This is a genomic window from Actinomadura meridiana, from assembly GCF_039537545.1.
Lineage (GTDB): Bacteria > Actinomycetota > Actinomycetes > Streptosporangiales > Streptosporangiaceae > Spirillospora > Spirillospora meridiana.
Genome location: NZ_BAABAS010000015.1, coordinates 348,337 through 370,685, shown reverse-complemented (window position 1 = coordinate 370,685; position 22,349 = coordinate 348,337). Strand labels below are relative to the sequence as shown.

The 22,349-nt window shown below is 70.2% G+C and carries 20 protein-coding genes; 2 read left to right on the top strand and 18 right to left on the bottom strand.

The genetic code is table 11. The features are described from left to right. Positions 1-12: 12 nt before the first annotated feature. The 10 genes from ABD808_RS22870 to ABD808_RS22825 all read right to left on the bottom strand — a co-directional run bounded on the left by ABD808_RS22870 (position 13) and on the right by ABD808_RS22825 (position 9,580). Positions 13-717 (bottom strand): urease accessory protein UreF, encoded by a 705-nt coding sequence (locus ABD808_RS22870; protein ID WP_344899962.1) that lies wholly within the window; start codon positions 715-717, stop codon positions 13-15. After that, complete coding sequence (ureC, locus tag ABD808_RS22865) at positions 717-2,441, bottom strand: urease subunit alpha (protein WP_344899960.1); 1,725 nt, start codon at positions 2,439-2,441, stop codon at positions 717-719. Before ureC ends, ABD808_RS22870 begins: the two co-directional genes overlap by 1 nt. After that, a complete protein-coding gene (ureB, locus tag ABD808_RS22860; RefSeq protein WP_425548963.1) occupies positions 2,438-2,890 on the bottom strand; it encodes an urease subunit beta in 453 nt (150 codons plus the stop codon). The genes ureC and ureB overlap by 4 nt, the downstream gene beginning before the upstream one ends. Positions 2,891-2,917: 27 nt before the next feature. Continuing rightward, complete coding sequence (locus ABD808_RS22855) at positions 2,918-3,229, bottom strand: urease subunit gamma (RefSeq protein WP_344899958.1); 312 nt, start codon at positions 3,227-3,229, stop codon at positions 2,918-2,920. A 330-nt stretch (positions 3,230-3,559) separates the two neighbouring features. Beyond that, positions 3,560-4,147: an urea transporter gene (locus ABD808_RS22850; protein WP_344899956.1), complete on the bottom strand. Its 588-nt coding sequence runs from the start codon at positions 4,145-4,147 to the stop codon at positions 3,560-3,562. A 131-nt stretch (positions 4,148-4,278) separates the two neighbouring features. Beyond that, entirely contained in the window at positions 4,279-4,965 is a 687-nt protein-coding gene (locus ABD808_RS22845; protein WP_344899954.1) for a YoaK family protein, read from the bottom strand. Further along, positions 4,962-5,525, bottom strand: a complete 564-nt coding sequence (locus tag ABD808_RS22840) for a copper chaperone PCu(A)C domain-containing protein (protein WP_344899952.1) — start codon at positions 5,523-5,525, stop codon at positions 4,962-4,964. Before ABD808_RS22840 ends, ABD808_RS22845 begins: the two co-directional genes overlap by 4 nt. Before the next feature lie 79 nt (positions 5,526-5,604). After that, a complete protein-coding gene (locus ABD808_RS22835) occupies positions 5,605-7,005 on the bottom strand; it encodes an amino acid permease (protein ID WP_344899950.1) in 1,401 nt (466 codons plus the stop codon). Beyond that, complete coding sequence (locus ABD808_RS22830; RefSeq protein WP_344899948.1) at positions 6,992-8,203, bottom strand: ammonium transporter; 1,212 nt, start codon at positions 8,201-8,203, stop codon at positions 6,992-6,994. The genes ABD808_RS22835 and ABD808_RS22830 overlap by 14 nt, the downstream gene beginning before the upstream one ends. A gap of 273 nt (positions 8,204-8,476) precedes the next feature. Next, positions 8,477-9,580, bottom strand: coding sequence for a serine hydrolase domain-containing protein (locus ABD808_RS22825; protein ID WP_344899946.1), 1,104 nt, complete (start codon positions 9,578-9,580; stop codon positions 8,477-8,479). 217 nt (positions 9,581-9,797) lie between these two features. Between ABD808_RS22825 and ABD808_RS22820 the strand changes: the two genes are divergently transcribed. Together ABD808_RS22820 and ABD808_RS22815 are read left to right on the top strand one after the other, a co-directional pair. Then, positions 9,798-11,624: a sensor histidine kinase gene (locus tag ABD808_RS22820; RefSeq protein ID WP_344899944.1), complete on the top strand. Its 1,827-nt coding sequence runs from the start codon at positions 9,798-9,800 to the stop codon at positions 11,622-11,624. A gap of 87 nt (positions 11,625-11,711) precedes the next feature. Continuing rightward, entirely contained in the window at positions 11,712-12,599 is an 888-nt protein-coding gene (locus ABD808_RS22815) for an SMP-30/gluconolactonase/LRE family protein (RefSeq protein ID WP_344899942.1), read from the top strand. Positions 12,600-12,601: 2 nt separating this feature from the next. On the opposite strand, the gene hpnH is transcribed toward ABD808_RS22815, so the two are convergent. The 8 genes from hpnH to ABD808_RS22775 form a co-directional block, all read right to left on the bottom strand. After that, positions 12,602-13,606, bottom strand: a complete 1,005-nt coding sequence (hpnH, locus tag ABD808_RS22810) for an adenosyl-hopene transferase HpnH (RefSeq protein WP_344899940.1) — start codon at positions 13,604-13,606, stop codon at positions 12,602-12,604. A 37-nt stretch (positions 13,607-13,643) separates the two neighbouring features. Next, positions 13,644-15,509 (bottom strand): squalene--hopene cyclase, encoded by a 1,866-nt coding sequence (gene shc / locus ABD808_RS22805; RefSeq protein ID WP_344899938.1) that lies wholly within the window; start codon positions 15,507-15,509, stop codon positions 13,644-13,646. A gap of 23 nt (positions 15,510-15,532) precedes the next feature. Then, on the bottom strand, positions 15,533-16,543 hold the full coding sequence (locus ABD808_RS22800; protein WP_344899936.1) for a polyprenyl synthetase family protein: 1,011 nt from the start codon (positions 16,541-16,543) through the stop codon (positions 15,533-15,535). Next, a complete protein-coding gene (gene hpnE, locus ABD808_RS22795) occupies positions 16,540-17,955 on the bottom strand; it encodes a hydroxysqualene dehydroxylase HpnE (protein ID WP_344899934.1) in 1,416 nt (471 codons plus the stop codon). Before hpnE ends, ABD808_RS22800 begins: the two co-directional genes overlap by 4 nt. Continuing rightward, positions 17,952-18,824, bottom strand: coding sequence for a presqualene diphosphate synthase HpnD (hpnD, locus tag ABD808_RS22790; RefSeq protein ID WP_344899932.1), 873 nt, complete (start codon positions 18,822-18,824; stop codon positions 17,952-17,954). The genes hpnE and hpnD overlap by 4 nt, the downstream gene beginning before the upstream one ends. 9 nt (positions 18,825-18,833) lie before the next feature. Continuing rightward, a complete protein-coding gene (gene hpnC, locus ABD808_RS22785) occupies positions 18,834-19,763 on the bottom strand; it encodes a squalene synthase HpnC (protein WP_344899930.1) in 930 nt (309 codons plus the stop codon). A 282-nt stretch (positions 19,764-20,045) separates the two neighbouring features. Then, positions 20,046-20,915: a helix-turn-helix domain-containing protein gene (locus ABD808_RS22780; protein WP_344899928.1), complete on the bottom strand. Its 870-nt coding sequence runs from the start codon at positions 20,913-20,915 to the stop codon at positions 20,046-20,048. 166 nt (positions 20,916-21,081) lie between these two features. Next, entirely contained in the window at positions 21,082-21,891 is an 810-nt protein-coding gene (locus ABD808_RS22775) for an SAM-dependent methyltransferase (protein ID WP_344899926.1), read from the bottom strand. Between the last annotated feature and the right edge of the window lie 458 nt (positions 21,892-22,349).

Genomic DNA, 22,349 nt, shown 5'->3' with positions numbered 1-22,349 from the left:
CCTGTCTTTCGGTCAGGTGATGAACAGCCGGGCCTCGGCCCGCTCGTGGGCGGCCGACACGATGTCCGCGCCCGGCGTCGAAGCGTGCAGGTCGGACGGGTGCCGGGCCGCGAGGGCAGAGCCGACCGCCCGGACGAGGTCGGGCCGGACGTCCCGCAGCAGCGCCTGCGCCGCCCGGAAGTCGAGCCGTCCGAGCCGCACCGACGCCCCCGCGCAACTCGCCGCGAAGGCGTACAGGTCGCTGGCGACCGCGTCCCGGACGGGCACCCCGAGCCCCGCGTGCACCGCGCCGACCGCGACCGCGTGGTTACCCGGGGACGCGCCGTCCGCGACAAGTCCGGCCAGCCGCGCCGCCGGGGCCGACCCGAACGCGGGCCCGGCGATGTCGAGGACCTGGCGTCCGGTCCGCACCGACGCGGTCCGCTGCTCGGCACTGAGCTTGATCGCGTGCAGCCGCCGGTCGGTCTCCACGACCGTGTCCCAGTCGCCGGACGTCACGGCCTGGTGGGCGAGCGCCAGCGCGGCGGCGTCGGCCGTCCCCGCCGCCCACACCAGGTCGGACACCAGTTCCCGCAGGTCCTCCGCCCGCGCGAGGCCGAGCTGGACATGCCCCTCCAGCCCGTGCGACAGGGTGTAGAGCCCGCTGGGAAACCCCGAGTCGGTGAGCTGGAACTGCGCCAACAACGCGCCGAGGTCCCCGACCGACCGGTGCCCCATCACGCGATGAAGAACAGTCGGTTCAGTGGCAGCTTTCTGGCCGGTTCGATGGTCGCCAGTTCACCGTCCACCGTGACGCGGTACGTCTCCGGGTCGACCTCGATGTCGGCGAGCGTCGAGTTGTACAGCATGTGCCGTTTGTCCACCGTGCGGCACTGCCGGACGGGCCGGATGATCCGCTCCAGCCCGAGCCGTCCGGGAACGCCCTCCGCGATGGACGCGGCCGACATGAACGTCACGCACGTCTCCCGGAGCGCGCGCGGCGAGCAACCGAACGCGGGCCGCAGATACACCGGCTGCGGCGTCGGCAGTGAGGCGTTCGGGTCGCCGAGCTGCGCCCAGCTGATCAGCCCGCCCTTCACGACCATGAACGGTTTCGCCGCGAACGAGTGGATCTGCCACAGCACGATGTCGGCGAGCTTGCCGTCCTCCAACGACCCGATGACGTCCGCCATGCCGCTGGCGCGCGCCGGGTTGATGGTCAGCTTCGCCAGGTACCGCAGCGCGCGGTAGTTGTCGTTGCGGGACGAGTCCTCCGCCAGGGCGCCGCGCCTGTCCTTGCAGTGGTGCGCGATCTGGAACGCGCGGGTGAACGACTCGCCGATCCGGCCCATGGCCTGCGAGTCCGACCCGATGATGCTGATCACGCCGAGGTCGTGCAGGACGGTCTCGGCCGCGATCGTCTCGGCCCGGACGCGGCTCTCCGCGAACGCCAGGTCCTCAGGGACGTCGTAGCTGAGGTGGTGGCAGACCATCGTCATGTCGAGCAGTTCGTCCACCGAGTTCGCCGTGTACGGCAGCGTCGGGTTCGTGGACGCGGGCAGCGCGTTCGGCTCCGCCGTGATCCGCAGGATGTCGGGGGCGTGCCCGCCGCCCGCGCCCTCGGAGTGGTAGGTGTGGATCGTGCGGCCGTCGATCGCGTCGATCGTGTCCTCGACGAACCCGGCCTCGTTCAGCGTGTCGGTGTGGATGGCGACCTGCACGTCGTGGTCGTCGGCGACGCGGAGCGCGCAGTCGATGACGGCGGGCGTCGTGCCCCAGTCCTCGTGGACCTTCAGCCCGCTCGCGCCCGCGCGGAGCTGCTCGTCCAGCGACGCGGGCAGGCTGTTGTTGCCCTTGGCGTAGACCGAGACGTTGACCGGGATGTCCTCGAACGCCTGGAGGATCCGGGCGGTGTTCCACGGGCCCGGCGTGCAGGTGGTGCCGCGGGTGCCGTCCGCCGGTCCGGTGCCGCCGCCGACCACGGTGGTGATGCCGTTGCTGAGCGCGTGCTGCGCCTGCTGCGGGGTGATGTAGTGGACGTGCGTGTCGATCCCTCCGGCGGTGGCCACCAGGTTCTCCCCGGAGATCACCTCGGTGCCCGCACCGATGATCAGGCGCCGGTCGACGCCGTTCTGGGTGTGCGTGTTGCCGGACTTGCCGACCCCGGCGATCCTGCCGTCCTTGATCCCGATGTCGCCCTTCACGATGCCGAGCACCGGGTCGATGATGACGACGTTGGTGATGACGGTGTCGAGCGCCGTGGTGGCGTTCTGCGAGGCGGGGTCGGCCGACATGCCGTCCCTGGCGGTCTTCCCGCCGCCGTACTGGGACTCGTCGCCGTAGTGGCCCTCGGTGTGGTCCTTCTCCACCTCGACGATCAGGTTGGTGTCGCCCAGATGGAACCGGTCGCCCACCGTGGGCCCGTACATGGTCGCGTATTTCTCGCGGGACATCGTCGTCATCGCTTCGAGCCCTTCTTCGGCTTGGCGGTCCTTCGCGGCCTCTCGGCCTTGCCTGGCTTCTCGGCCTTGCCGGGCTTCTCGGGCTCGTCGAGGTAGCCGCGCGTGCGCATCAGCGCCAGCGCCCTCTTCTTCGCCGCCTCGGAACGGATGCTCCCGTCGAGCAGCCCGCCGAAGCCGACGATGCGCATCCCGCCCCCGTATTCGACGAGTTTCACTTCCTTGGTGTCTCCGGCCTCGAACCTGACGGCCGTCCCCGCCGGAATGTCGAGCCGCATTCCGAAGGCCCTTTCCCGGTCGAAGCTCAACGCCCGGTTAACCTCGAAGAAATGGAAATGGGAACCGATCTGGACGGCCCGGTCACCGGTGTTGCGCACGGTCAGCCTCTCTCGGCGTTGACCGGCGTTGAGTTCGATCTGCCCTTTGCCGAACAGGTACACGTCACCAGCCATGGGCGGCGCCCCTCTCGTTGTCGTCGGTCATTTGCCGCCGCCCACGGGGTCGTGGCAGGAGACGAGCTTGGTGCCGTCCTCGAACGCCGCCTCGACCTGGATCAGCTTCAACATGTCGCGGACGCCGGGCATGACCTCGTTCGGGCCGACCACCCGTTTGCCCAGCTTCATGCAGTCGGCGACTGACTTTCCGTCCCGCGCGGCCTCCACGATCGCGGAGCTGATCAGCGCCACCGACTCGCCGTAGTTCAGTTTCAGGCCGCGCTTCCTGCGCTTTTCCGCCATCTCCGCGACGACGAAGATGAGCAGTTTGTCGATCTCTCGTGGTGACAGGTTCATCGGTTACCTCCGAGACCCCACCTTCAGGCGGGGAGAAATCGGGCCCCGCACAGCAGGGCGGAAGCGGGCGGTCGCTGCGGAGACCGTCGCCCGACCACAGATCGACCCGCACAAACGTTCGAAGATGTGCTAGTCTCGGTTCGCCCAGCCGGTGAGAACCAAGCCGACGGGGCCTACCGCCGGGCTGGCGGGATGTGAAGTCTGTGGAGCTTGCGTAGGACCGATGGGCGGCGCACCGTCCTTTGCCGGTTATCCGGGTCGGCGGCGGGCTGTGAAGCAGAAAACTCGACCCGTGAGGGTTGAATCCCTCTGCTCCAGCTGAGGGAGAAGTCAATTAGGCCCTCCGGACCTGGAGGAAGAGTGGGACGGCGGCGGGAAGCGCCAACGGCATGTCAGGGTGTGACCGCCGCCCCCGCTGAACAGGCTGGTGATTGCGGCGGTCAGGACCGCCGTAGTCGCCGCCCCGATCACCATCACCAGCGTGACGACGCAGAACGGCGCGGTGAACGTCGGCAGGTTGTACGGCTTCAGGACGGTGGCCATCGCCGAGGTGAGCACGCTGCCCGCGACCGCCGCCCCGACGACCAGGGCCGCCGTCATCCAGGTCGTGCCGAGGTAGAGGACGAGGGCGACGCCGATGAGCGTCCCGCAGAACCCTTCGAGGCCGATCGAGACCCGGTCCCTGGCGACGCCGAGCAGGAACGCGGTCAGCGTGGCGACGGCCGTGCCGAGAAGCCCGAACACGCCGAACTGCCAACCGCCGACGAACAACGCGATGATGAAGATGAACCCCGTCCAGTAACTCGACTGGAAATCGACCTGGGCGACCCCGCGCGGAATCGTCAGCGCGGCGTCCAGCAGCCGGTCTCGCGACGGCGGCCGCCGTTCGTTTCCGGACGCCTCCGCAGACGACGACACAGGCGAACTCCCCTACGAGAAACCGGACTCGACAAAGACCGGAAATGACACCGACGACCTTCCCCGGCACCCGCGTCGAAAAGGCGTTTCCTGTCAACGCTTGGTCAAATCCCCGCAGCTCAAGCCCCGCTTCAGCCCCAGCTTTCGGCGCCGGGACGCCGCGCGGTGACGAGCCCCGCGACGGCGACCACGGCCAGCAGCGCGGCCGACCCCCACAGCGGCGCGCTCTCGCCGAACCCCCGGATGAGCATCGGCCCGGCCGCCGCCCCCAGCAGCAGCGCCCCGATCGACGCCGCCTTGCGGACGAGCCGCTCCGCGGACTGCGCCCGGTCGGCCACCAGCGACGTGAGCGTCGTCGTGATCACGACCGTCCGGAAGTCGGGCACGTCGATGCGCCGGACGATCGCGAACTGCCACCCCATCGAGGTCGCCAGCAGCGCGATCAGCACCTTGCGCTCCACCGTGCCCGTGTGGCCGAACCCCGTCACGATCAGGACGGCCACGCCGAGCACGCACGCCTGAGCGGCGGCCCCCGCCGACAGCAGCAGCCCCCGATGGTTGAAACGGTCGGACCCCAGCCGCCCACCGAACGCCGCGCCCACGCAGAAGAACACCGTCGAGATGGCGCTCAGCAGGATCGTGTGCCGCGTCTCGCCGCCCCCGCCGACCTCGAATCCGAAGAAGATGACGTTCCCCGTCATGTTGGCGACGAAGACGTTCCCGAGCTCCAGATAGCTGAAGGAGTCGACGAGCCCGGTCATCACCGTGAGCAGGACGAGCAGAACCGGCAGCGGCCCGTGGTCCCGCGCCCCGTTCACCCCGAGGGAGCGGGCGAGTAGGTCGCGAGATACTCCTGCTGCGCCTGGATCGGGACGGTGAACGTCCCGCTGCCCGCGTGCTTGAACGTCAGGGTCACCGTGACGTTCTCGCCGGACACCAAGGGCTTGGCGACATGGGAGAGGACGACCCGCGCCTGCGGCCCGATCACGACGTCCTGGCCCACCGGGGCCTTCACCGGCCCTTGCAGGATCGTGGACGACGCCGCGCTCGGCGACGACACGCCCACCAGCATGTCGGCCCCGGCCGCGTTCCCCGCCTTCCCGGACGCGCCCGCGGACTCCACGGTCTCCGGCGAGTTGACCAGCGTGAAGTAGACCGGCGCCGACCCGCCGACCGGGATCTGCGCTCCGTCGCGTCCGCCCAGCACGAACAGGTTCCGCACCTGGACCTTGCCGACGTGCCCGCTCACCCCTTCGGCGGGTTCCTCGCTGGTCTCGACGGGGTTGTCGCTGCACCCGGTCAGGGACGCCGCCAGCAGCACCGCGATCACCGCCGCGCGCACCCGCATCTCCGCCTCCCCCGAGAACGACGCCGACATGTGTCGCTCAGCGCCTACCCCTCGTGCACCAGCGGGAACTCACGAAACCGCAATCGGCTCACCAACCGAATACCGAAACTCACACGGAGACCCGGTACGGCAGCATGCAGACCAGCACACCCGGCGCATGACGGCGCAGGGCCTCCGCCAGCAGAAGGCTCCACTGGTCGTACATGAACCGGTACCGGGGGCGATCCGACTCGATGACCGGTACGAGGACCACGACCGACTGGCCGTCCCGCGCCGCGACCCGCTTCGCGTACTCGACGATCGGACGGAGCCGCGAGTCCCGGGGGCTGTCCAGGAGCTCCAGCCGGACGCCGGGATCCCAACGGTCCCACCGTTCCCGCAGGGTCTGGGCGCGCTCGCCGTCCGGCGGGACCATGACGGCCACGACCTCCCCGCCGAGGCCGAGGGCGGCGCTCAGCGCGGTCGTGGTCACCGCGCCGACATCGTCCAGCGGTACCAGGACGAGCCGGTCACCCCGGTCCGGTTCGGGACGTTCCGCGGGCACCACGCCGAGCCGCAGTTCCCGCCCGACCCGGTCGTAGTAGCCCCGGATCCGGGTGAACACCAGGATCAGCAGCGGGACGACGACGATGACGACCCAGGCGCCCTCCTCGAACTTGGTGACCAGGAGCACCAGGGTCGCGACCGCGCTGAGCGTCGCGCCGGTGCCGTTGAGGAGCGCGGTGCCCGCCCAGCGGGGCGGGCGCCGCCGCGTCCAGTGCAGGACGAGCCCGACCTGGCTGATCGTGAACCCGATGAACACGCCGATGGCGAACAGCGGGAGCAGCCGGTGCGTGCGGGCGTCCACGGCGACCAGCAGGGCCCCGGCGGCGACCGCCACCGCCAGCACCCCGTACCGGTGGACGGGACGCTCTCCCCGAAGCGCGAACAGGTGCGGCAGCATCAGGACGCGGGCGCTGTCGGCGATGCCGTACAGGTTCACGGCGGTCAGCACGACCAGGACGACCAGCGTCGTCGCCAGCAGGTGGGGCCGCAGCCCCGGGAAGGCCGAGCCGAGCGTGGCGGCGCCCGCCGCGAGGCTGACCGCGACGGTGAGGACGTAGTCGATGACGAGCGCGGCGGCGGCCAGCGTCGCGGCGCGCGGCCCGAGGTCCTGTTTCGCGACCGCGTAGGAGCCGCCGCCGTCCGGGTGGACGGCGATCACCTGCCGGTACGACACCACCAGCACGACCAGCAGCCCGGCGATGACGAGCGTGACGGGCAGCGTGAGCCGCACCCGCGACGCTCCCGCGGTGACCAGGACCAACGCGACGGCCTCGGGCCCGTACGCCACGGAGCTGAGCGCGTCCAGCGAGAGCGCGACCAGTCCCTGCGTGCTCGTCAGGTGGCTCCGGTCGCCCTCGCCGTGCCGCAGTTGCAGCCTCGGCGCGCGGCGTCCGGCCAGCGGGCCGCGCGCGGGCACCACCGCGCGGCGCGGGTCGGGCCGTCGCCGCGCGTCAGTCCTCGGCAAAGGCGGCGTCCGTTCCGAGGGCCTGTTCCTCGTCGGTCATCCGCATCCGGAACAGCCTGTCGATGATCTTGCCGATCACATAGGTGACGACGAAGGCGTAGGCCCCGACGGCGAGCACAGCGACGACCTGTTTGCCCAGCACCGAGGCCGAACCGCCGTAGAACAGGCCGGGCTTGCCGACGTCCCACCCGGTGGCGAGGAAACCGAGCGAAACAACGCCGACGATCCCCCCGGCACCGTGGATCCCGGTGACGTCCAGGGTGTCGTCGTACCCGGCGACGAGCTTCAGTTCGACCGCGTACGTGCACACCGCGGCGGCGATGACCCCGATGGCGAAAGCGCCCTCGACGCTGACGTAGGCGCACGACGGGGTGATGGCCACCAGCCCCGCGAGGGCGCCGCTGGTCGAGCCGAGCTTGGTCAGGCGCCGGGTGCGGAACCACTCCAGCAGCCGCCAGGTCAGCATCCCCGCGCATCCGGCGATCATCGTGCTGACGAACGCGCGGGTGGCGACGGCGCCGTCGCTCAATGCAGACCCGGCGTTGAACCCGAACCAGCCGAACCACAACAACCCAAGACCCAGCAGGACGAACGGGATGTTCCCCGGACGAGGCCCCTCCTTCCGGCGGAACTCGACGCCCTTCCCGAGCACGAGCGCCATCGCGAGCCCGGAGATGCCGGAGCTGAGCTCCACGACGAGCCCCCCGGCGAAGTCCATGACGCCCCACTCGTTGAGCCAGCCGGACGAGTCGAACACCCAGTGCGCCACCGGCACGTAGACCAGCGTCACCCACGCCACGACGAAGAGGATCCACGGGCCGAACCGGGCCCGTCCCGCGATCGACCCGCTGATCAGCGCGACCGTGATGATCGCGAACGTGAGCTGGAAGCAGGCGTAGATCTGCTCCGGGATCCTCCCCTGGAGCGCGTCCGGCGGGACGTGGCCGAGCCGCCAGTCGCCCCAGCCGAGGAGCCCGACGTCGCCGAGGTCCTTCCCGAACGCCATCCCGTACCCGTAGAGGAACCACAGGATCGTGACCAGGCTGATGGAGATGAAGCTCATGTAGAGCATCGTCAGCATGTTCTTGGAACGGACCATCCCGCCATAGAAGAAGGCGAGCCCCGGCGTCATGAGAAGCACCATCGCGGTGCTCACCATCAACCAGGCGGAATCACCGGTGTTCAGCCCCGCAGACATTTCGACCTCTCGGGTCGTTCCCCCTCCGTCCCGAGAACCCGTATTCGGACGGAGCATTCCCCGATCACCCATCGCCCACGAATTGCGGCACAAACCTCGGCCGCCGAACCCTTACCCCAACATTGTCTGTTCCAGTATTGTCAGGGCTTCCCACGGAATACGCTGCCCGCGCGAACCGACAGCCCGCTGCCCGCACAATGGGACGCGGTGAGGACCCACGTCGCCGCGATGAGAGTGCCGGAACGGGTGAACGATCCGCTGCGATGGTCGCCCTCATTCGCAGAAGGCGGTGGTGAGAGCGGCCTCAAGATCGTTGTCCTGCGCGTCGGTGGCGCCCGGATACACGTTGGCCATGATGGTGGCGCGCCTGCCGTCGACGGTGGCGCCGCTGCGGGTGGAGAACCCGATCATGTCCCCGGCGTGCCCCCACACGTATCCGCCGCAGGGCAGCGGAACCCGCACCAGGCCGAGGCCGTACTCCGTGCCCGACGACCGTCCCATGGGACGGGTGGTCATCATCTCCCGAAGCTGGGCCGGACGGAGCAGCTCGCCCCCGACCAGGGCCGCGAAGAACCGGTTCACATCGGACGCCGTCGACACCACGTTCCCGCTCGCGGCGGCGACCGAGGGGTTGAGCAGCGTCCGGTCGAGCAACGGAACGTCCGGCCCCGGCCGCACGTAGCCACGCGGACGCGGCAACGGCAGCGACGCCCGATCGCCGGGCACGAACGTGTGACGCAGCCGCAACGGCCTCAGCACACGCCGCCTGATCTCGTCCCCGTAGGGGTGTCCGGTGACCTTCTCGATCAGCATCCCGGCCAGCAGATAGCCGGTGTTGGAGTACGACCACCTCTCGCCGGGCTCGAACAGCGGCGGGTGTTTCAGGGCCAGGTCCAGCAGCTCGCGCTTGTCGTAGTGGGTGAACGGATGCGCGATGATCTCCGGCATGGACAGGTATTCCAGGTAGTCCGGCAGGCCGCTGGTGTGCTGGAGCAGGTGCCGGACGGTGATGTCGCGGCTCACCAGGCCGGGCAGGTACCGGTCGACGGGCGCGTCCAGCTCGATCTCGCCCTCGCCGACGAGCTGGAGCACCACGGTCGCGACGAACGGCTTGGTGATGCTGCCGATCCGCCAGTGGCCGTCCGGTGGGACGGGCGCGCCGGTCCGCAGGTCGCCGACCCCGCTTCTGATCAACGTCCGGCCGTGCCGATCCTGGACGTTCGCCAGCGCGCCCGGCGCCCCGTCCCGCGCGGTCAGCTGCCGCACCAGCCGCCCGAGCTTCGGATGATCTTCATCCGACGCCGCGGCGGGCACCGTCGCCGTCCCCGCCGCCGTCAGGCCCACGATGCCGACCATGGCGATCACCCTGCGTAACATGTCCCGTCCTCCTCCGGTCAGGTGATCATCACGGTAGGAGGCGCGGGACCGGACGAGCGTCCCCCACGGGTATCGGCCCGACGCTCAATCGCCCGTACTACACCGGCGGACGCGGCATGTGGATCATCGGCCGCCCGTGCCGGACGCCACCGAAACAGTGTCAACTATGTGCTGATCTGCACGGATTCGGCTAAGTTTCGGGCTTATGTGGTCGGCCTTGAGACTTGCGCGACTTGTCGCAGTCGTCGTCAGTGTCGGGTTCTCCTATGGCGGGTTCATCGGCATCTCCCGGTCCGGCGACCCGGCGGGGCTCAAGGCGCTCGGGTGCGGGCTGCTGGTGAGCCTGCTCCTGCTGCACCTCTACAACTGCGTCCAGACGGCGGACGGGCGGCGTCCACGGGCCTGGCAGTGGACGCTCGCCGCACAGGCCGTGCTCACCGGCGTCGGGCTGCTCCTGTTCGCGGACACCTGGTACGGGAACACGGGATTCCTCGCCGCCGCCGTGTTGCTGCTGATCCGTCCGGTGGCGGCGGCGTGGGCCGGGTTCGCGGTGGTCGTCGTCGTGCAGTTCGTCTCCGGGCTCGACGTCCGTCCCACCGTGTGGGAGGCCGCCTACCTGGCCCTCGGGCACACGGCGTTCGTGGGCGTCGCGCTCTACGGCGTCGCGCGGTTCGCGGACCTCGTCGCGGACCTGGAGAAGACCAGGACCGCGCTGGCCGAGGCCGAGGTGGCCCGGGAGCGGCTGGCGTTCGCCCAGCAGCTCAACGAGCGGGTCGGACGCACCCTGGAGGCGGTCGTCCGCGACGGCGAGACCGCCCGCGCGTCCCTCCGGGACCTGCTGACCGACCGCCTGGCCCTGGCCAGGTCGGCGCTGAACGAGACCCGGTCGGTCGCCCACTCCCATCGCGGCACCGCTCCCCTGCCGCCGCCCGCCGCGGGCGACCTGACGACGACCTTCGTCACGGGCCTCGGCATGGCCGCCGCGCTGTTGATGCTGCTCACCGGCCCGATCAGATCGCTGTCCCAGGCGGACGAGTCCTCCGGCGGGATCGCGCTGTATCTGGTCTCACTGGCCGTCTTCACCGGACTGTCCCTGTGGTGCCTCCAGATCGGGGACGACGACGGGCGGCCCCGTTTCTGGCGGTTCGCCCTCCCCGCCGCGTTCGTCGTCGCGCTGCTTCCGAACCTCGTGTTCGACCGGCCGGTCTGGTACGCGACCCTTTACCTGCCCGCGCTGACGATCGTCCTGCTGCGCGGGTGGGCGCGCTGGGCGGTGACGATCCCGCTGATCGCCCAGGAGGTCGTCCTCCTCGTCCTCTGGGACGCGTCGTTCCAGCCCGGCACGGTCGTCGACCAGACCTACGAGATGGTGTGGATCGCCGAACGCGCCCTGGTCATCTACGGTTTCGCCCGGATGGGGCAGCTAGCCCGCGAGCTGCGGACCGCCCGGACGCGCCTCGCGCACGTCGAGGTCGCCCGCGAACGCCTGCGGTTCGCCCGCGACCTGCACGACCTGCTCGGATTCAGCCTGTCGGTCGTCGTCCTGAAGAGCGAACTCGCACTGCGCCTGCTCGACCGGGACCGGGCACGGGCCCGGCAGGAGTTGGACGACGGTCTCGCGGCGGCCCGCCAGGCGCTCGCCGACATCGAGATCGTCTCGACGGGCTACCGCGAGGTGTCCCTGGAGGACGAGGTCGCGTCGGCCAAGGCGATCCTCGCGACCGCCGGTTTCGCCGTGGACGGGACCGTTGACGCCCCCCACCTCACCACCGAGCAGAACAACGTGCTCGCGACCGTGCTCCGGGAGGGCGTCACCAACGTCCTGCGCCACAGCGACGGACGCCGCTGCACCCTGGACGCGGGCCTCATCGACGGCAGGGTACGGCTCTGCCTGCGCAACGACGGCGTCCGCCCCAACAACGTGCCCCCCGGCTCTGGACTGGACAACCTCGCCTACCGCATGGGAACCGTAGGCGGCTTCCTCAAGGGCGAGGCCCAAGACGACTCCTACGTTCTGACGGCGGAAATCCCACTCCCGTCGTAGGAAGGTGTCGATCTGGAGGCATCCCGTTCGTGTAGAGGGTGAGACGCCGCCCGCAGGGGGCGACGGTGCCACGAATGGGGATGGATCATGGGTGAGGTTCGGACGCTGCTCGACGGGCGGGGCCTGGTGGAGTCGCCGCGCTGGCACGACGGACGGTTGTACTTCTCCGACTGGTCGGCGGGCGAGGTCGTCGCCATCGACCTCGACGGCCGGACGGAGGTGGTCGCGCGGGTGCGGTCGCTGCCGCTGTGCACCGCGTTCCTCCCGGACGGGCAACTGCTGATCGTGTCGTCCACTGACGGGCGGCTGCTGCGCCGTGACGACGCCGGAAACCTGTCCGTCCACGCGGAACTCGGCGGAACGGGCTGGAACGACATCGCCCTCGACGGGCGCGGCAACGCCTACGTCAACAGGATGGGCTTCGACCTCGCCAGCGGCGAGCCGGTGAAACCAGGCGGAGTCTCCCTGGCCCCGATGGACGGCGGTCAGGGCCGTTCCGGGGGGCGTGGGGGGTCGTCCCCCCACAGGGGGCGGGTCCGGGAGGTCGCCGACGACATCTTGTTCCCGAACGGGATGGCCGTGACGCCCGACGACTCCACGCTGATCGTCGCCGACTCCTACCGGCACTGCCTGGTGGCGTTCGACATCGGCCCGGACGGCGACCTGACCGGGCGGCGGGTGTGGGCCGACCTGGGCGACGGCACCCCCGACGGCATCTGCCTGGACGAGGAAGGCGCCGTCTGGTACGCCGACGTCCCGAACAAGCGGTGCGTGCGCGTGGCCGAGGGCGGGGCCGTCCTGCACACGGTCACGCTGGATCGCGGCGGCTTCGCCTGCGCTCTCGGCGGGCCCGACGGCAGGACCCTGTTCATCGTGGCCGCCGATTTCCTCGGCATGGCCGGGGAGGTCGTGACGCCCGGCAGCGGCCAGGTCCTGGTGACCCAGGTGGACGTGCCGGGCGTCGGACGACCCTGACCTCACTTCTCCCGGATGGCCCGCAGGGACTCCTTCAGCGAGCCGACCGTGCTGAACACGGCCGTGGGCTCGTACCCGCAGTGCGCCATGCAGTTGGCGCAGCGCGGGTCACGGCCCCGGCCGTAGCTGTCCCAGTCGGTGTCGTCCAGGAGTTCCTTGTAGGACTGGGCGTAGCCGTCCGACATCAGGTAGCAGGGACGCTGCCACCCGAACAGGGAGTAGGACGGGATCGCCCACGCCGTGCAGGGAAAGTCGGCCTTGCCCTCCAGGAAGTCCAGGAAAAGCGGCGAGTGGTTGAAGCGCCAGCGCTTGCGCCGCCCGTCGCCGAACGCCTTGCGGAACAGTTCCCTGGTCTCCTGGACGCCGAGGAAATGCTCCTGGTCGGGCGCCTTCTCGTAGGCGTACGCGGGCGAGATCATCATCTCGTCGACCTTGAGGTCGTCGTTCAGATAGTTCAGAACGTCGATCACCGTCTGCGGCGTGTCGGTGTTGAAGAACGTCGTGTTGGTGGTGACGCGGAATCCACGGCGCTGGCATTCCTTGATGGCCGCCACGGCGTCGTCGAAGACGCCGTCCTTGCAGACCGACTCGTCGTGGCGCTCCTTCAACCCGTCGATGTGGACGGCCCACGCGAAGTAGGGCGACGGCTTGAACTTGTCGAGCTTCTTGGGGATGAGCAGCGCGTTCGTGCACAGGAAGACGAACTTCTTCATCTTGACGAGCTCGGCCACCAGCTCGTCGATCTGCGGGTGCATGAGCGGTTCGCCGCCCGCGATGGACACCATCGGCGCGCCGCATTCCTTGATGGCGGCGACCGCCTGTTCGACGGGCATGCGCTTCTTCAGCACGTCATGCGGATGCTGGATCTTTCCACAGCCCGCGCAGGCGAGGTTGCAGGCGAAAAGCGGTTCGAGTTCGACGATGAGCGGGAACTTGTCGTTGCCGCGCAGCTTGTTGCGGAGGATATAGCTTCCTATGCGAACGCTCTGGCGGATCGGCATGCTCATGGTGTTCCGACCTCCTTCGGCAGCGTGAACTCGGTTCTCATACGGCGCCCTCCAGATAGCGCCCGAGGGCGCTGATCGGGAAGACGAGCCGGTACAGGTGGTAGTTGATGTAGAAGTCGCCGGGGAAGCCGGTGCCGGTGAACTGGTCCTCGTCCCAGGTGCCGTCCGGGCGCTGGTGGTCGATGAGCCACCGGACGCCCGCGTCGACGACCGGGGAGCGTTCACCGGCGGCGAGCAGCGCCATCAGCGCCCAGGCCGTCTGCGACGCCGTCGACTCGCCCCGTCCGATCCAGGCGGGGTCGTCGTAGGAGCGCAGGTCCTCGCCCCAGCCGCCGTCGTCGTTCTGGTGCCGTTCGAGCCACGCCACCGCGCGCCGGATCGGCGGCTTGCCAGGGCCGACGCCCGCCGCGACCAGTGCCGGCACCACGCTGCCCACCCCGTACACGTAGTTGGCGCCCCAGCGTCCGAACCAGGAACCGTCCGCCTCCTGCGCCTTGAGCAGCCAGACCACGGCCCGTTTGACGACGGTCGACTCCGCGAGCCCTTCCCCGCACAGCGCCTCGACGACGTGCGCCGTGACGTCGGCGGACGGCGGGTCGATGACGGCGCCGAAATCACAGAACGGCAGCTTGTCGCACAGTTCCCGCGTGTTGTCGGCGTCGAAGGCGGCGTAGCCGCCGTCGCGGGACACCATGCCCTCCAGCCACCGGACGGCCCGTTCGATCGGCGCCTTCGCCTCCGGGAACTCGACCCGGCGCAACGCGAGGATCACCTCCGCGGTGTCGTCGGTGTCGGGATAGACGTCGTTGTCGAACTCGAACGCCCAGCCGCCCGGCGCCAGGCCGGGCCGCTTCACCTGCCAGTCGCCCGGCCCGCGCACCTCCTCGTCGACGACCCAGGCTGCGGCGGTGCGCAGCGCGGGATCGTCGGCGGGCACCCCCGCGTCGGCGAGGGCGGTCATGGCCAGGACCGTGTCCCAGACCGGGGACTGGCACGCCTCCATCCGGCGGCCCTTCTCGTCCCGGATCGTGAACCGTTCCAAACCGTCCAGACCTCGGCGAACGACCGGATGGTCCAGTCCGTAGCCCAGCTCGTGCAGCGCCATCAGCGAGTACACCCACGGCGGCTGGATCCCGCCCCAGCAGCCGTCCGCCTCCTGCCGCGCGATGATCCAGTCGGCGGCCCGGCGGATCGCGGCCGCCCGCAGCAGCCGCACCGGACGCCGCTGGTACACGTGCAGGACGCGGTCGAGCCCCTCGAAGAACCGGCCCCAGCCCTTCTCGTCCTTCTCCGGCCGCACGCCGGTACGCAGTTCGGGCAGATCGAACGGCAGCGACCGGACCGGACGCAGCGACCCCAGGATCGTCAACGGCACGATCGTCTGACGTGCCCAGCAGCCCCAGTCGTACACGTTCAGCGGGAACCGTTTCGGCAGGTACACGAGCTCGGGCGGCATCACGGGCAGGTCGTCCCACGACCACTGCCCGAACAGCGCGAGCCAGACCCGCGTGAACACGCGGGTCGCCTCGATGCCGCCCGCCTCCCGCACGTGGGACGCGGCCCGGCGCATGTGGTCGGCGTCCACCGGGTCACCGGCGAGACGCAGCGCGATGTACGCCTCGACCGTCGTCGACAGTTCGGGCGGCCCTCCGTGGAAGTTCGCCCAGGTGCCGTCGTCGCGTTGCTGCGAACGGATCCACCGCGCGGCGTCGGCGGTGTCGGCGTCCGACCTGATCCCGAGGAACTGGCGGAGGAGCAGGTCCTCCGCGTCCATCGTCACGTTCGTCTCCAGCTCGCCGCGCCACCAGCCCTCGGGAGACTGGAGGCCGAGCAGATGGTCGCGCGCCGCCCGGGTGGCGGCCGCGGCGGCGTCGGTCAGCCCGGACACGTCGGTCGTGGTCATGCTGCGCTCCTTCCCGCGCTCCCTCAGTGGTCCCGGGCCGTGACGAACAGCGCGACGTCGCGGAACTCGGCGCGGACGTCGTCGTCCATGCCGGACTCGGCGAGGTACTTCTCCGCCGACGCGATCCGGCCGTCCGCCTCCGCCGTGGCCCACCCGCGGCCACCGGCGGCCTCGATCAGCCGCGCCATCTCCCGCAGATCGTCCTCGGACGGCTGCCCCGGCTCCGCGTACAGCTCGGCGAGCCGGGCGGACGCGTCGGTCCCGGCGTTCAGCGCGAACACGACGGGCAGCGACTTCTTGCGGGCCCGCAGGTCCGACAGCACCGGCTTGCCGGTCGTGCCGGGGCTGCCCCAGATGCCGAGCAGGTCGTCCACCAGCTGGAACGCCAGGCCCATCTCCGACCCGAATCCGGTCAGCGCGGTGACCAGCCGCGTGGGTCCCTCACCGAGCATCGCACCGATCGAGCTGGCGCAGGCGAGCAACGCGCCGGTCTTGTCGCCCGCCATCGTCAGGCATTCCTCGATCGTGACGTCGTCGCGCTGCTCGAACCCGATGTCGAGCGCCTGCCCGGCGATGAGCCGCTGCGTCGCGGCGGTCAACGCCCGCGCGGCCCAGTGCGAGCCGCGCGTCTGCTCGTCCAGCAGCAGTTCCTCCGACAGCGCCAGCAGCGCGTCGCCGCCGAGGATCGCGGCGGACGGCCCGAACACCGTCCACGCGGCGGGACGGTGCCGCCGCGTCCGGTCGCCGTCCATGATGTCGTCGTGCAGAAGCGAGAAAGCGTGCACGAACTCGACGGCGACCGCGCCGGGCAGCGCCGCCTCGGCGGGAATCCCGGCGGCGCGGGCCGACAGCAGGGCCAGCGCCGGACGCAGCGCCTTCCCGCCCGCGGCGGCGGGCCGCCCCTGCTCGTCGGTCCAGCCGAGGTGGTAGGCGACGACGCGGCGCGTCCACGGGTCGAGCCGTTCGGCGGACGCGCGCATCGCCCGGTCCACCAGCTCGCGGCCGTCGGTGATCGAGGTCGGGACGGCGGTCATCGGGAGCTCACCCCCGCGTCGGCGTTCGTCTCGGACAGATGCCGCCGGACCAGCCGGGCGGCGCTGAGCCCACTGCGCACGGCTCCCTCCATCGTGTCGGGCCAGCCCGTGTCCGTCCACGCACCGGCGAGGAAGAGCCACGGCAGCCGGGTCGCGGTCGCGGGACGCAACGCGCCGCTGCCGGGGCTCTGACGGAATGTGGCGTGCCGTTCCCGCGTCACGAAGAAGTCGGTGACGTAGGCGCGGCGGGCGGCGGGGAACAACCGCTCCAACGCGGCGAGGTAGACCTCGCGCAGTTCGGCGGTCGGCGTGTCGATCCAGTCGTCGGCCGCCGAGACCGACACCGCCAGGTACTGGCCGGTGGTGAGGCCGCTGATCGCCGTCCGGTCGAAGACCCACTGGACGGGCGAGTCGATCGCCGCGACGAACGGCTCGTCGAGCACCGGCCTGTCGTAGACGACGTGGACGTTCACGATCGGGCTCGAACCCAGCCGCGACCAGTCGCCCCGATCCGGGGACGCCCGCTCCGGGACGAGCGACGACGCCACCCGGTGCGGCACCGCCACCACCACGGCGTCCGCCGCGACCGGGGCGCCGTTGACGACGAGCTTCGGCCCGTCCTCGATCGCCGTGACCTTCGCGCCGAGTTCGACCCGGCCGCCGCCCGCCTCGATCCTCGCCCGCGCGATCGTGCCGTGCAGTTCCCCGAGCGGGACGGCCGGGACGCCGATGTCGGCGGCGTCCGACCGGTCGAGCAGGCCCGTCCGGCACACCATCGCGGCGAGCCCGAGCGCGGCGTCGTCCAACCGGATGTTGAGCGCGGCGGTCACGAACAGCTCCCACAGCGCGGCCCGCGCCCGGGGCCGCTGCCCCCGCTCGGCGAGCCACGGCCCCATGGCGATCCCGTCGAGTTCCGGCAGCGCCGGGTCGAGCCGGTCGAGCGCCTGCGACACGCGCACGGCCCGCACCCGATCACCCGGCGAAAGCAGCGAGTACCGGGCGAGTGCGGGCACCAAATGCAACGGCGCCGGGAGCTTGGCCCGGCGCAGCCGCCCGCCCCCGCCATCCGGGGTGAGAACGCGGACGTCGAAACGATCCTGCACGCGTACGTGATCTTCCGCGCCGAGCCTGCGCAGCAGCCCCTGATAGGCCGTGCAACATTTCAGGAAGATGTGCTGCCCGTTGTCGACGGTGAGGTCGCCACGGTCGAACGAGTGCGTGGCGCCGCCGAGCCGAGGCCGCGCCTCGTAGACCGTCGCGCGCAGCCCGGCCTCCTGAACCGCCAGCGCCGCCGTGATCCCGGCCAGCCCGCCGCCGACGACCGCGACCCGCCCCCGCTTTCCCTCGGTCTCTTTCCCTGCCGTTCCTTCTCCGGCCGTCTCTTTCCCGGCCGTCGCGTCCACCCCGGTCACCGGTGGATCCCCGACATGGCCATGGCGGAGACGGCGGCCTTCTCCCAGGTCGGCAGCGACGTGCGGGTGTCGAGCGAGGCCAGCGGGTCGGCCGTGATGCGCTTGAGCAGCTGCCGGTAGATGCCCGCCATCGCCCCGGCGCAGGCGGCACTGCGCCGGTCCAGCATCGGCAGCAGCTTCAGCCCGGTCTCATACCATTCGGCCGCCCGCGCGGCCTCGAACCGGACGAGTGAGACGAGATGGTCGGGCGGGTCGGTGTAGCGTCCGGACTCGTCCAGGTCCAGCGTGCACCCGAACCTGGCGAGGTCCTTGGCGGGCAGGTAGACGCGGCCGCTCTGGCCGTCCTCGCGGATGTCCCGCAGGATGTTGGTGAGCTGGAGCGCGACGCCGAGCGCGTCGGCGCGCGGCCCTGCCACCTCCGGGTCGGACGTCCCGAACACGCCGAGCGACAGCCGCCCGACGGCGCCCGCGACGCACCGGCAGTACCAGAGCAGGTCGTCGAACGTGTCGTAGGTCGCGCCGCGGACGTCGGCCTCACACCCGTCGATCAGCTCCCCGAACGCGTCCAGCGGGACGGCGTGGTGGCGCGCGGCGTCCGCCAGCGCCACCAGCACGGGGTCGGTCGGACGGACGTCCGGTTCGTCGATGAGTGCGGTGAGCTGCGCGCGTTCCTCCGCGAGTCGCGCGAGCCGTGTCTCCGCGGGTTCGTCGTGGTCGTCGCCGATGTCGTCGATCCGCCGGGCGAAGGCGTACACGGCGCTCAGCGCGCGCCGTTTGGGCGGGGGAAGCAGCCGGATCCCGTACGAGAAGTTGCGCGCCTGCGAACGGACAACGCTCTCGCAGTGCCGATATGCGCTGGCTTCGTCCATCTGGACAGCTCATCTCCTTCGCTGTGAATACCCTTCATCCGGCGTGTCCGGTGGGATGCGGCCCGCGCGCGCCCGCCGAGGATGAGAAGCACTCAGTGTCCGCGACCACTCAGCGAGCAGTCGTGTCTTTTTCGGTCGCGACGTGCCGCCCAGGACGTCGTAGGCACCGCGGTCCAGTGCCGAAAGGGCCGCCAGGCCGCCCGCCACGTAACCGGCGACGGCGACCCGCGCGAATCCTTGGAGCCGGACGGTCAGGGCCGAGCCCTCGTCCAGCATCTGTTTGGCTCTCGCCGCCTGGAGCGCCACCACGCCGCGCAGCCTGGTCGGCGTGACGCGGCGGGCCAGGTCGTCCTCGGCGCAGCCGAAGCGGCGGAGGTCGTCCTGCGGCAGGTAGACCCTGCCGTTGCGGTGGTCCTCGCCGACGTCCTGGCAGTGCTCGATGATCTGGAGCGCCGTGCAGACCCGGTCGGACAGGCCGAGCCGGTCCGGGGTCGCGGCGCCGAACACGTGCAGGACGATGTGCCCGACCGGATCGGCGGACAACGTGCAGTAGGCGAGCAGGTCGTCGAACGTCGCGTAGGTCGACACCTCCTGGTCCTGGCGGTTGGCCCGCAGGAGACGGCGGAACGGCTCCGCCGGGATCCCGCGATCGGTGACGGTGACGGCGAGGTGGCGCATGGCGGGAAGCTCCGGCGCGGTGCCCGCGTAGATCCGGTCGAGGTCGCGCTCGACGAGGTCGAGCAGTTCCGCCCGCTCGCCCGGTGGCGCCTCGTCGCCGATGTCGTCCACGAGTCGGGCATACCCGTACACGTTCAGAAGGTGCGCGCGGTAGCGCGCGGGCAGCAACCGCGATGCGACGGGGAAGTTCTCCCCCGCCTGTAGTTCGTCGCGGGAACGACGTTCCGCTGTCTCGTTCCACAAACGGTCATTGACGGACATGGCTTCCTTCGAGGGCGGCGGCGTACGGGGCGTTCGAACATGCCCGATAACCGGGTGACCGCCCGGTAAAGACGGGCTACGAGGGTCGTGCGGCATACGTCCCCTGCTAACCGCCGCGGCCCTCTCGAATATCCGTCATTAATAAATATAGACCGGAAGTGGTCAGACGGGAATATGTGATCGGTTGCGGCATGCGATCACCGTTTGTCATGGCCCTTGACCCGTCAGCGATCATGGAACCGCCGCGGTCACCGCTCACAAGCCTGTGACCGGCGGAAACGGTCAGAAAGTGGTGAGCGCCCGCGCCAGGATCCGCAGGGTCCGCTCGGGCGGCGCGGCCTCGGTGACCAGCGTGTTGAACACGTGCCAGTGCCGCTCGATGTCGTCCCGCCGGACGGGGTAGGACGCTCCGTCGGCGCGCTCCAGGTAGACCATGTCCTGGAGACCCTGCTGCGGGAACCGGACGAGGGTGAGCGGTCCGTCGCCCTCGACCCGTCCGCACACGCCGCTCGGCGCGATCTGCACGGTGACGTTCGGCCGCTGGCACAGGTCCATGATGTGCCGGATCTGCTCTTTCATGACGGCGGGGCCGCCCATGGGACGCCACAGTGCCCGCTGGTCGAGCACGACCCACAGGTTGAGCGGGCGCGGACGGCGACGCAACACCCGCTGCCGCCGCATCCGGAAGTCGACGCGCCGGTCGACCTCCGATTCCGGATGGTCGCGGCGGATCACCTCCCGCGCGTATCCCTCGCTCTGGAGCAGACCGGGCACGAACTGCGGCTCGAACGTGCGAACCAGCTTGGCCGCCTGTTCGGCGGTGAGGTAGGGCCGCACCCACGACGCGACGATCGAACGGTCGTCGTACCACCACGGATGCGCCCTGGTCTGCTCGGCCAGCGCCAGCAGGGTCGTGCGCTCGTCGTCGTCGGCGCCGTAGAAGGTGAGGAGCGTCTCGACGTCCTCGGTCGAACATCGGGAGCGGCCGAGCTCCAGCCGCGAGAGCTTGGAGGACGAGCCGTCGATGGCCTTCGCCGCGTCCAGCCGACTGACGGCGGCCGACTCGCGAAGCGTCCGGAGCCCTCTGGCCAGCAACAATCTGGGGACGAGCGGATCCCCGTGAGCGGGGGTCGACTGTCGTGCACCGGTCATCGTGACGGAGGCCAAGGCGACTCCCATCCGGGGACGACGTGAAGGATGATCTGACTATACCTTCACTAAACGCACTGGGTACGAAACGGTCAGCGACGATCCGTGGAAGCTCTCCGAATGATGGCCCCCAGGTGAGCCCGCCGCCGTCCGTGGCGATGCCTCTGCGTCAGGGTTTACGGCCCACCCCGCAGAGTGTCGGGAGCATCTCCGGTTCGACGCCCACGTCCGGACGCCACTCGTTGGCCGTCACGAGCCCCGGCGCCTCGACCTCAAGCCCCTCGAAGTACCCGGACAGGAACTCGCGGCTGCGCAGCCGGAACGGGATGGCCCCGGTGTCGTCATAGGCGCGCTGCGCGTTGTTGAACGCCTCGTTGTCGTCGGTGCAGTCGTCCAGGATGAGGTAGCTGCCGGACGGCAGGCCGTCCAGCAGCCCGCTCGCGACCCGCCTCGCCTCGACGGGGTCGACGATGTGCCCCATCACGTTGACCAGCAGCAACGCGACCGGACTGGACAGGTCGAGGATCTCCGACGCCCTGCTCAGGATCGTCACGGGATCGTGCAGGTCGCAGTCGATGTAGGCGGTGCGGCCCTCCGGGGTCCCGGTCATCAGGGCACGCGCGTGCGCCAGGACGAGCGGGTCGTTGTCGACGTAGACGACCTTGGCCTCGGGCGCGGCGCGCTGGGCCATCTCGTGGGTGTTGTCGACCGTGGGCAGGCCCGTCCCGCAGTCCATGAACTGGCGGATGCCGCGCTCGTGGATCAGGAACCGGATGGCGCGGTCCATGAAGTAGCGCCCGGCGCGGGCGAGCGGCACGATGCCCGGATACAGCGAAACGTACTGGTCACCGGCCACCCGGTCGATCTCGTAGTTGTCGGTGCCGCCGAGCCAGTAGTTCCAGATCCTGGCGGACTGCGGAACATCGGTATTGATCTTTGTTCCGGGCTCCTGTTCCGGACCGAAGGTGTCATCCGTCATCGGCCTGACGCTCCTTTCGGCGGAAAGGCTCCGCCGCTCCCCTGCACTCTCACAGCAACCTAGACCGGTCGCTTCCCCCGCGCCAGGAAAGCGAAATTCGGACCCGACCGCATTTGATTTCGGTACATCAATCGACCACGCAGAGTGGGCATGATCTTGAAAGTGTGGAGAGCGCGGTGACCGGAGGTGAATCACCGCAGATCAGGACGGATCCGAAACACCGGGCAAAACGGCCTGACCGAAACAGCCGGTCGGTACGAGCCGCATATCGCATGGCGGCTCCGAACCCAGGGCATCGCCACCTCCAGCCCACGGGAAGCCCTGCCACACAGGCGATCGCGCCCACACCCGACGACCGACCGACACACGGGAGTTCACGGACGACAGGTCGGCAACAAATCATGAGGTCGGATACCGGACACCACACCACGGCCCGACCCGCCACCCCACGAAGGCCG

What these genes read in the sequence shown, in the direction of transcription:
- ABD808_RS22870 (WP_344899962.1), bottom strand. Translation starts at nt 717, where the DNA reads ATGGGGCACCGGTCGGTCGGGGACCTCGGCGCGTTGTTGGCGCAGTTC.
- ureC (WP_344899960.1), bottom strand. Translation starts at nt 2,441, where the DNA reads ATGACGACGATGTCCCGCGAGAAATACGCGACCATGTACGGGCCCACG.
- ureB (WP_425548963.1), bottom strand. Translation starts at nt 2,890, where the DNA reads ATGGCTGGTGACGTGTACCTGTTCGGCAAAGGGCAGATCGAACTCAAC.
- ABD808_RS22855 (WP_344899958.1), bottom strand. Translation starts at nt 3,229, where the DNA reads ATGAACCTGTCACCACGAGAGATCGACAAACTGCTCATCTTCGTCGTC.
- ABD808_RS22840 (WP_344899952.1), bottom strand. Translation starts at nt 5,525, where the DNA reads ATGTCGGCGTCGTTCTCGGGGGAGGCGGAGATGCGGGTGCGCGCGGCG.
- ABD808_RS22830 (WP_344899948.1), bottom strand. Translation starts at nt 8,203, where the DNA reads ATGTCTGCGGGGCTGAACACCGGTGATTCCGCCTGGTTGATGGTGAGC.
- ABD808_RS22825 (WP_344899946.1), bottom strand. Translation starts at nt 9,580, where the DNA reads ATGTTACGCAGGGTGATCGCCATGGTCGGCATCGTGGGCCTGACGGCG.
- ABD808_RS22815 (WP_344899942.1), top strand. Translation starts at nt 11,712, where the DNA reads ATGGGTGAGGTTCGGACGCTGCTCGACGGGCGGGGCCTGGTGGAGTCG.
- hpnH (WP_344899940.1), bottom strand. Translation starts at nt 13,606, where the DNA reads ATGAGCATGCCGATCCGCCAGAGCGTTCGCATAGGAAGCTATATCCTC.
- shc (WP_344899938.1), bottom strand. Translation starts at nt 15,509, where the DNA reads ATGACCACGACCGACGTGTCCGGGCTGACCGACGCCGCCGCGGCCGCC.
- ABD808_RS22800 (WP_344899936.1), bottom strand. Translation starts at nt 16,543, where the DNA reads ATGACCGCCGTCCCGACCTCGATCACCGACGGCCGCGAGCTGGTGGAC.
- hpnD (WP_344899932.1), bottom strand. Translation starts at nt 18,824, where the DNA reads ATGGACGAAGCCAGCGCATATCGGCACTGCGAGAGCGTTGTCCGTTCG.
- hpnC (WP_344899930.1), bottom strand. Translation starts at nt 19,763, where the DNA reads ATGTCCGTCAATGACCGTTTGTGGAACGAGACAGCGGAACGTCGTTCC.
- ABD808_RS22780 (WP_344899928.1), bottom strand. Translation starts at nt 20,915, where the DNA reads ATGACCGGTGCACGACAGTCGACCCCCGCTCACGGGGATCCGCTCGTC.
- ABD808_RS22775 (WP_344899926.1), bottom strand. Translation starts at nt 21,891, where the DNA reads ATGACGGATGACACCTTCGGTCCGGAACAGGAGCCCGGAACAAAGATC.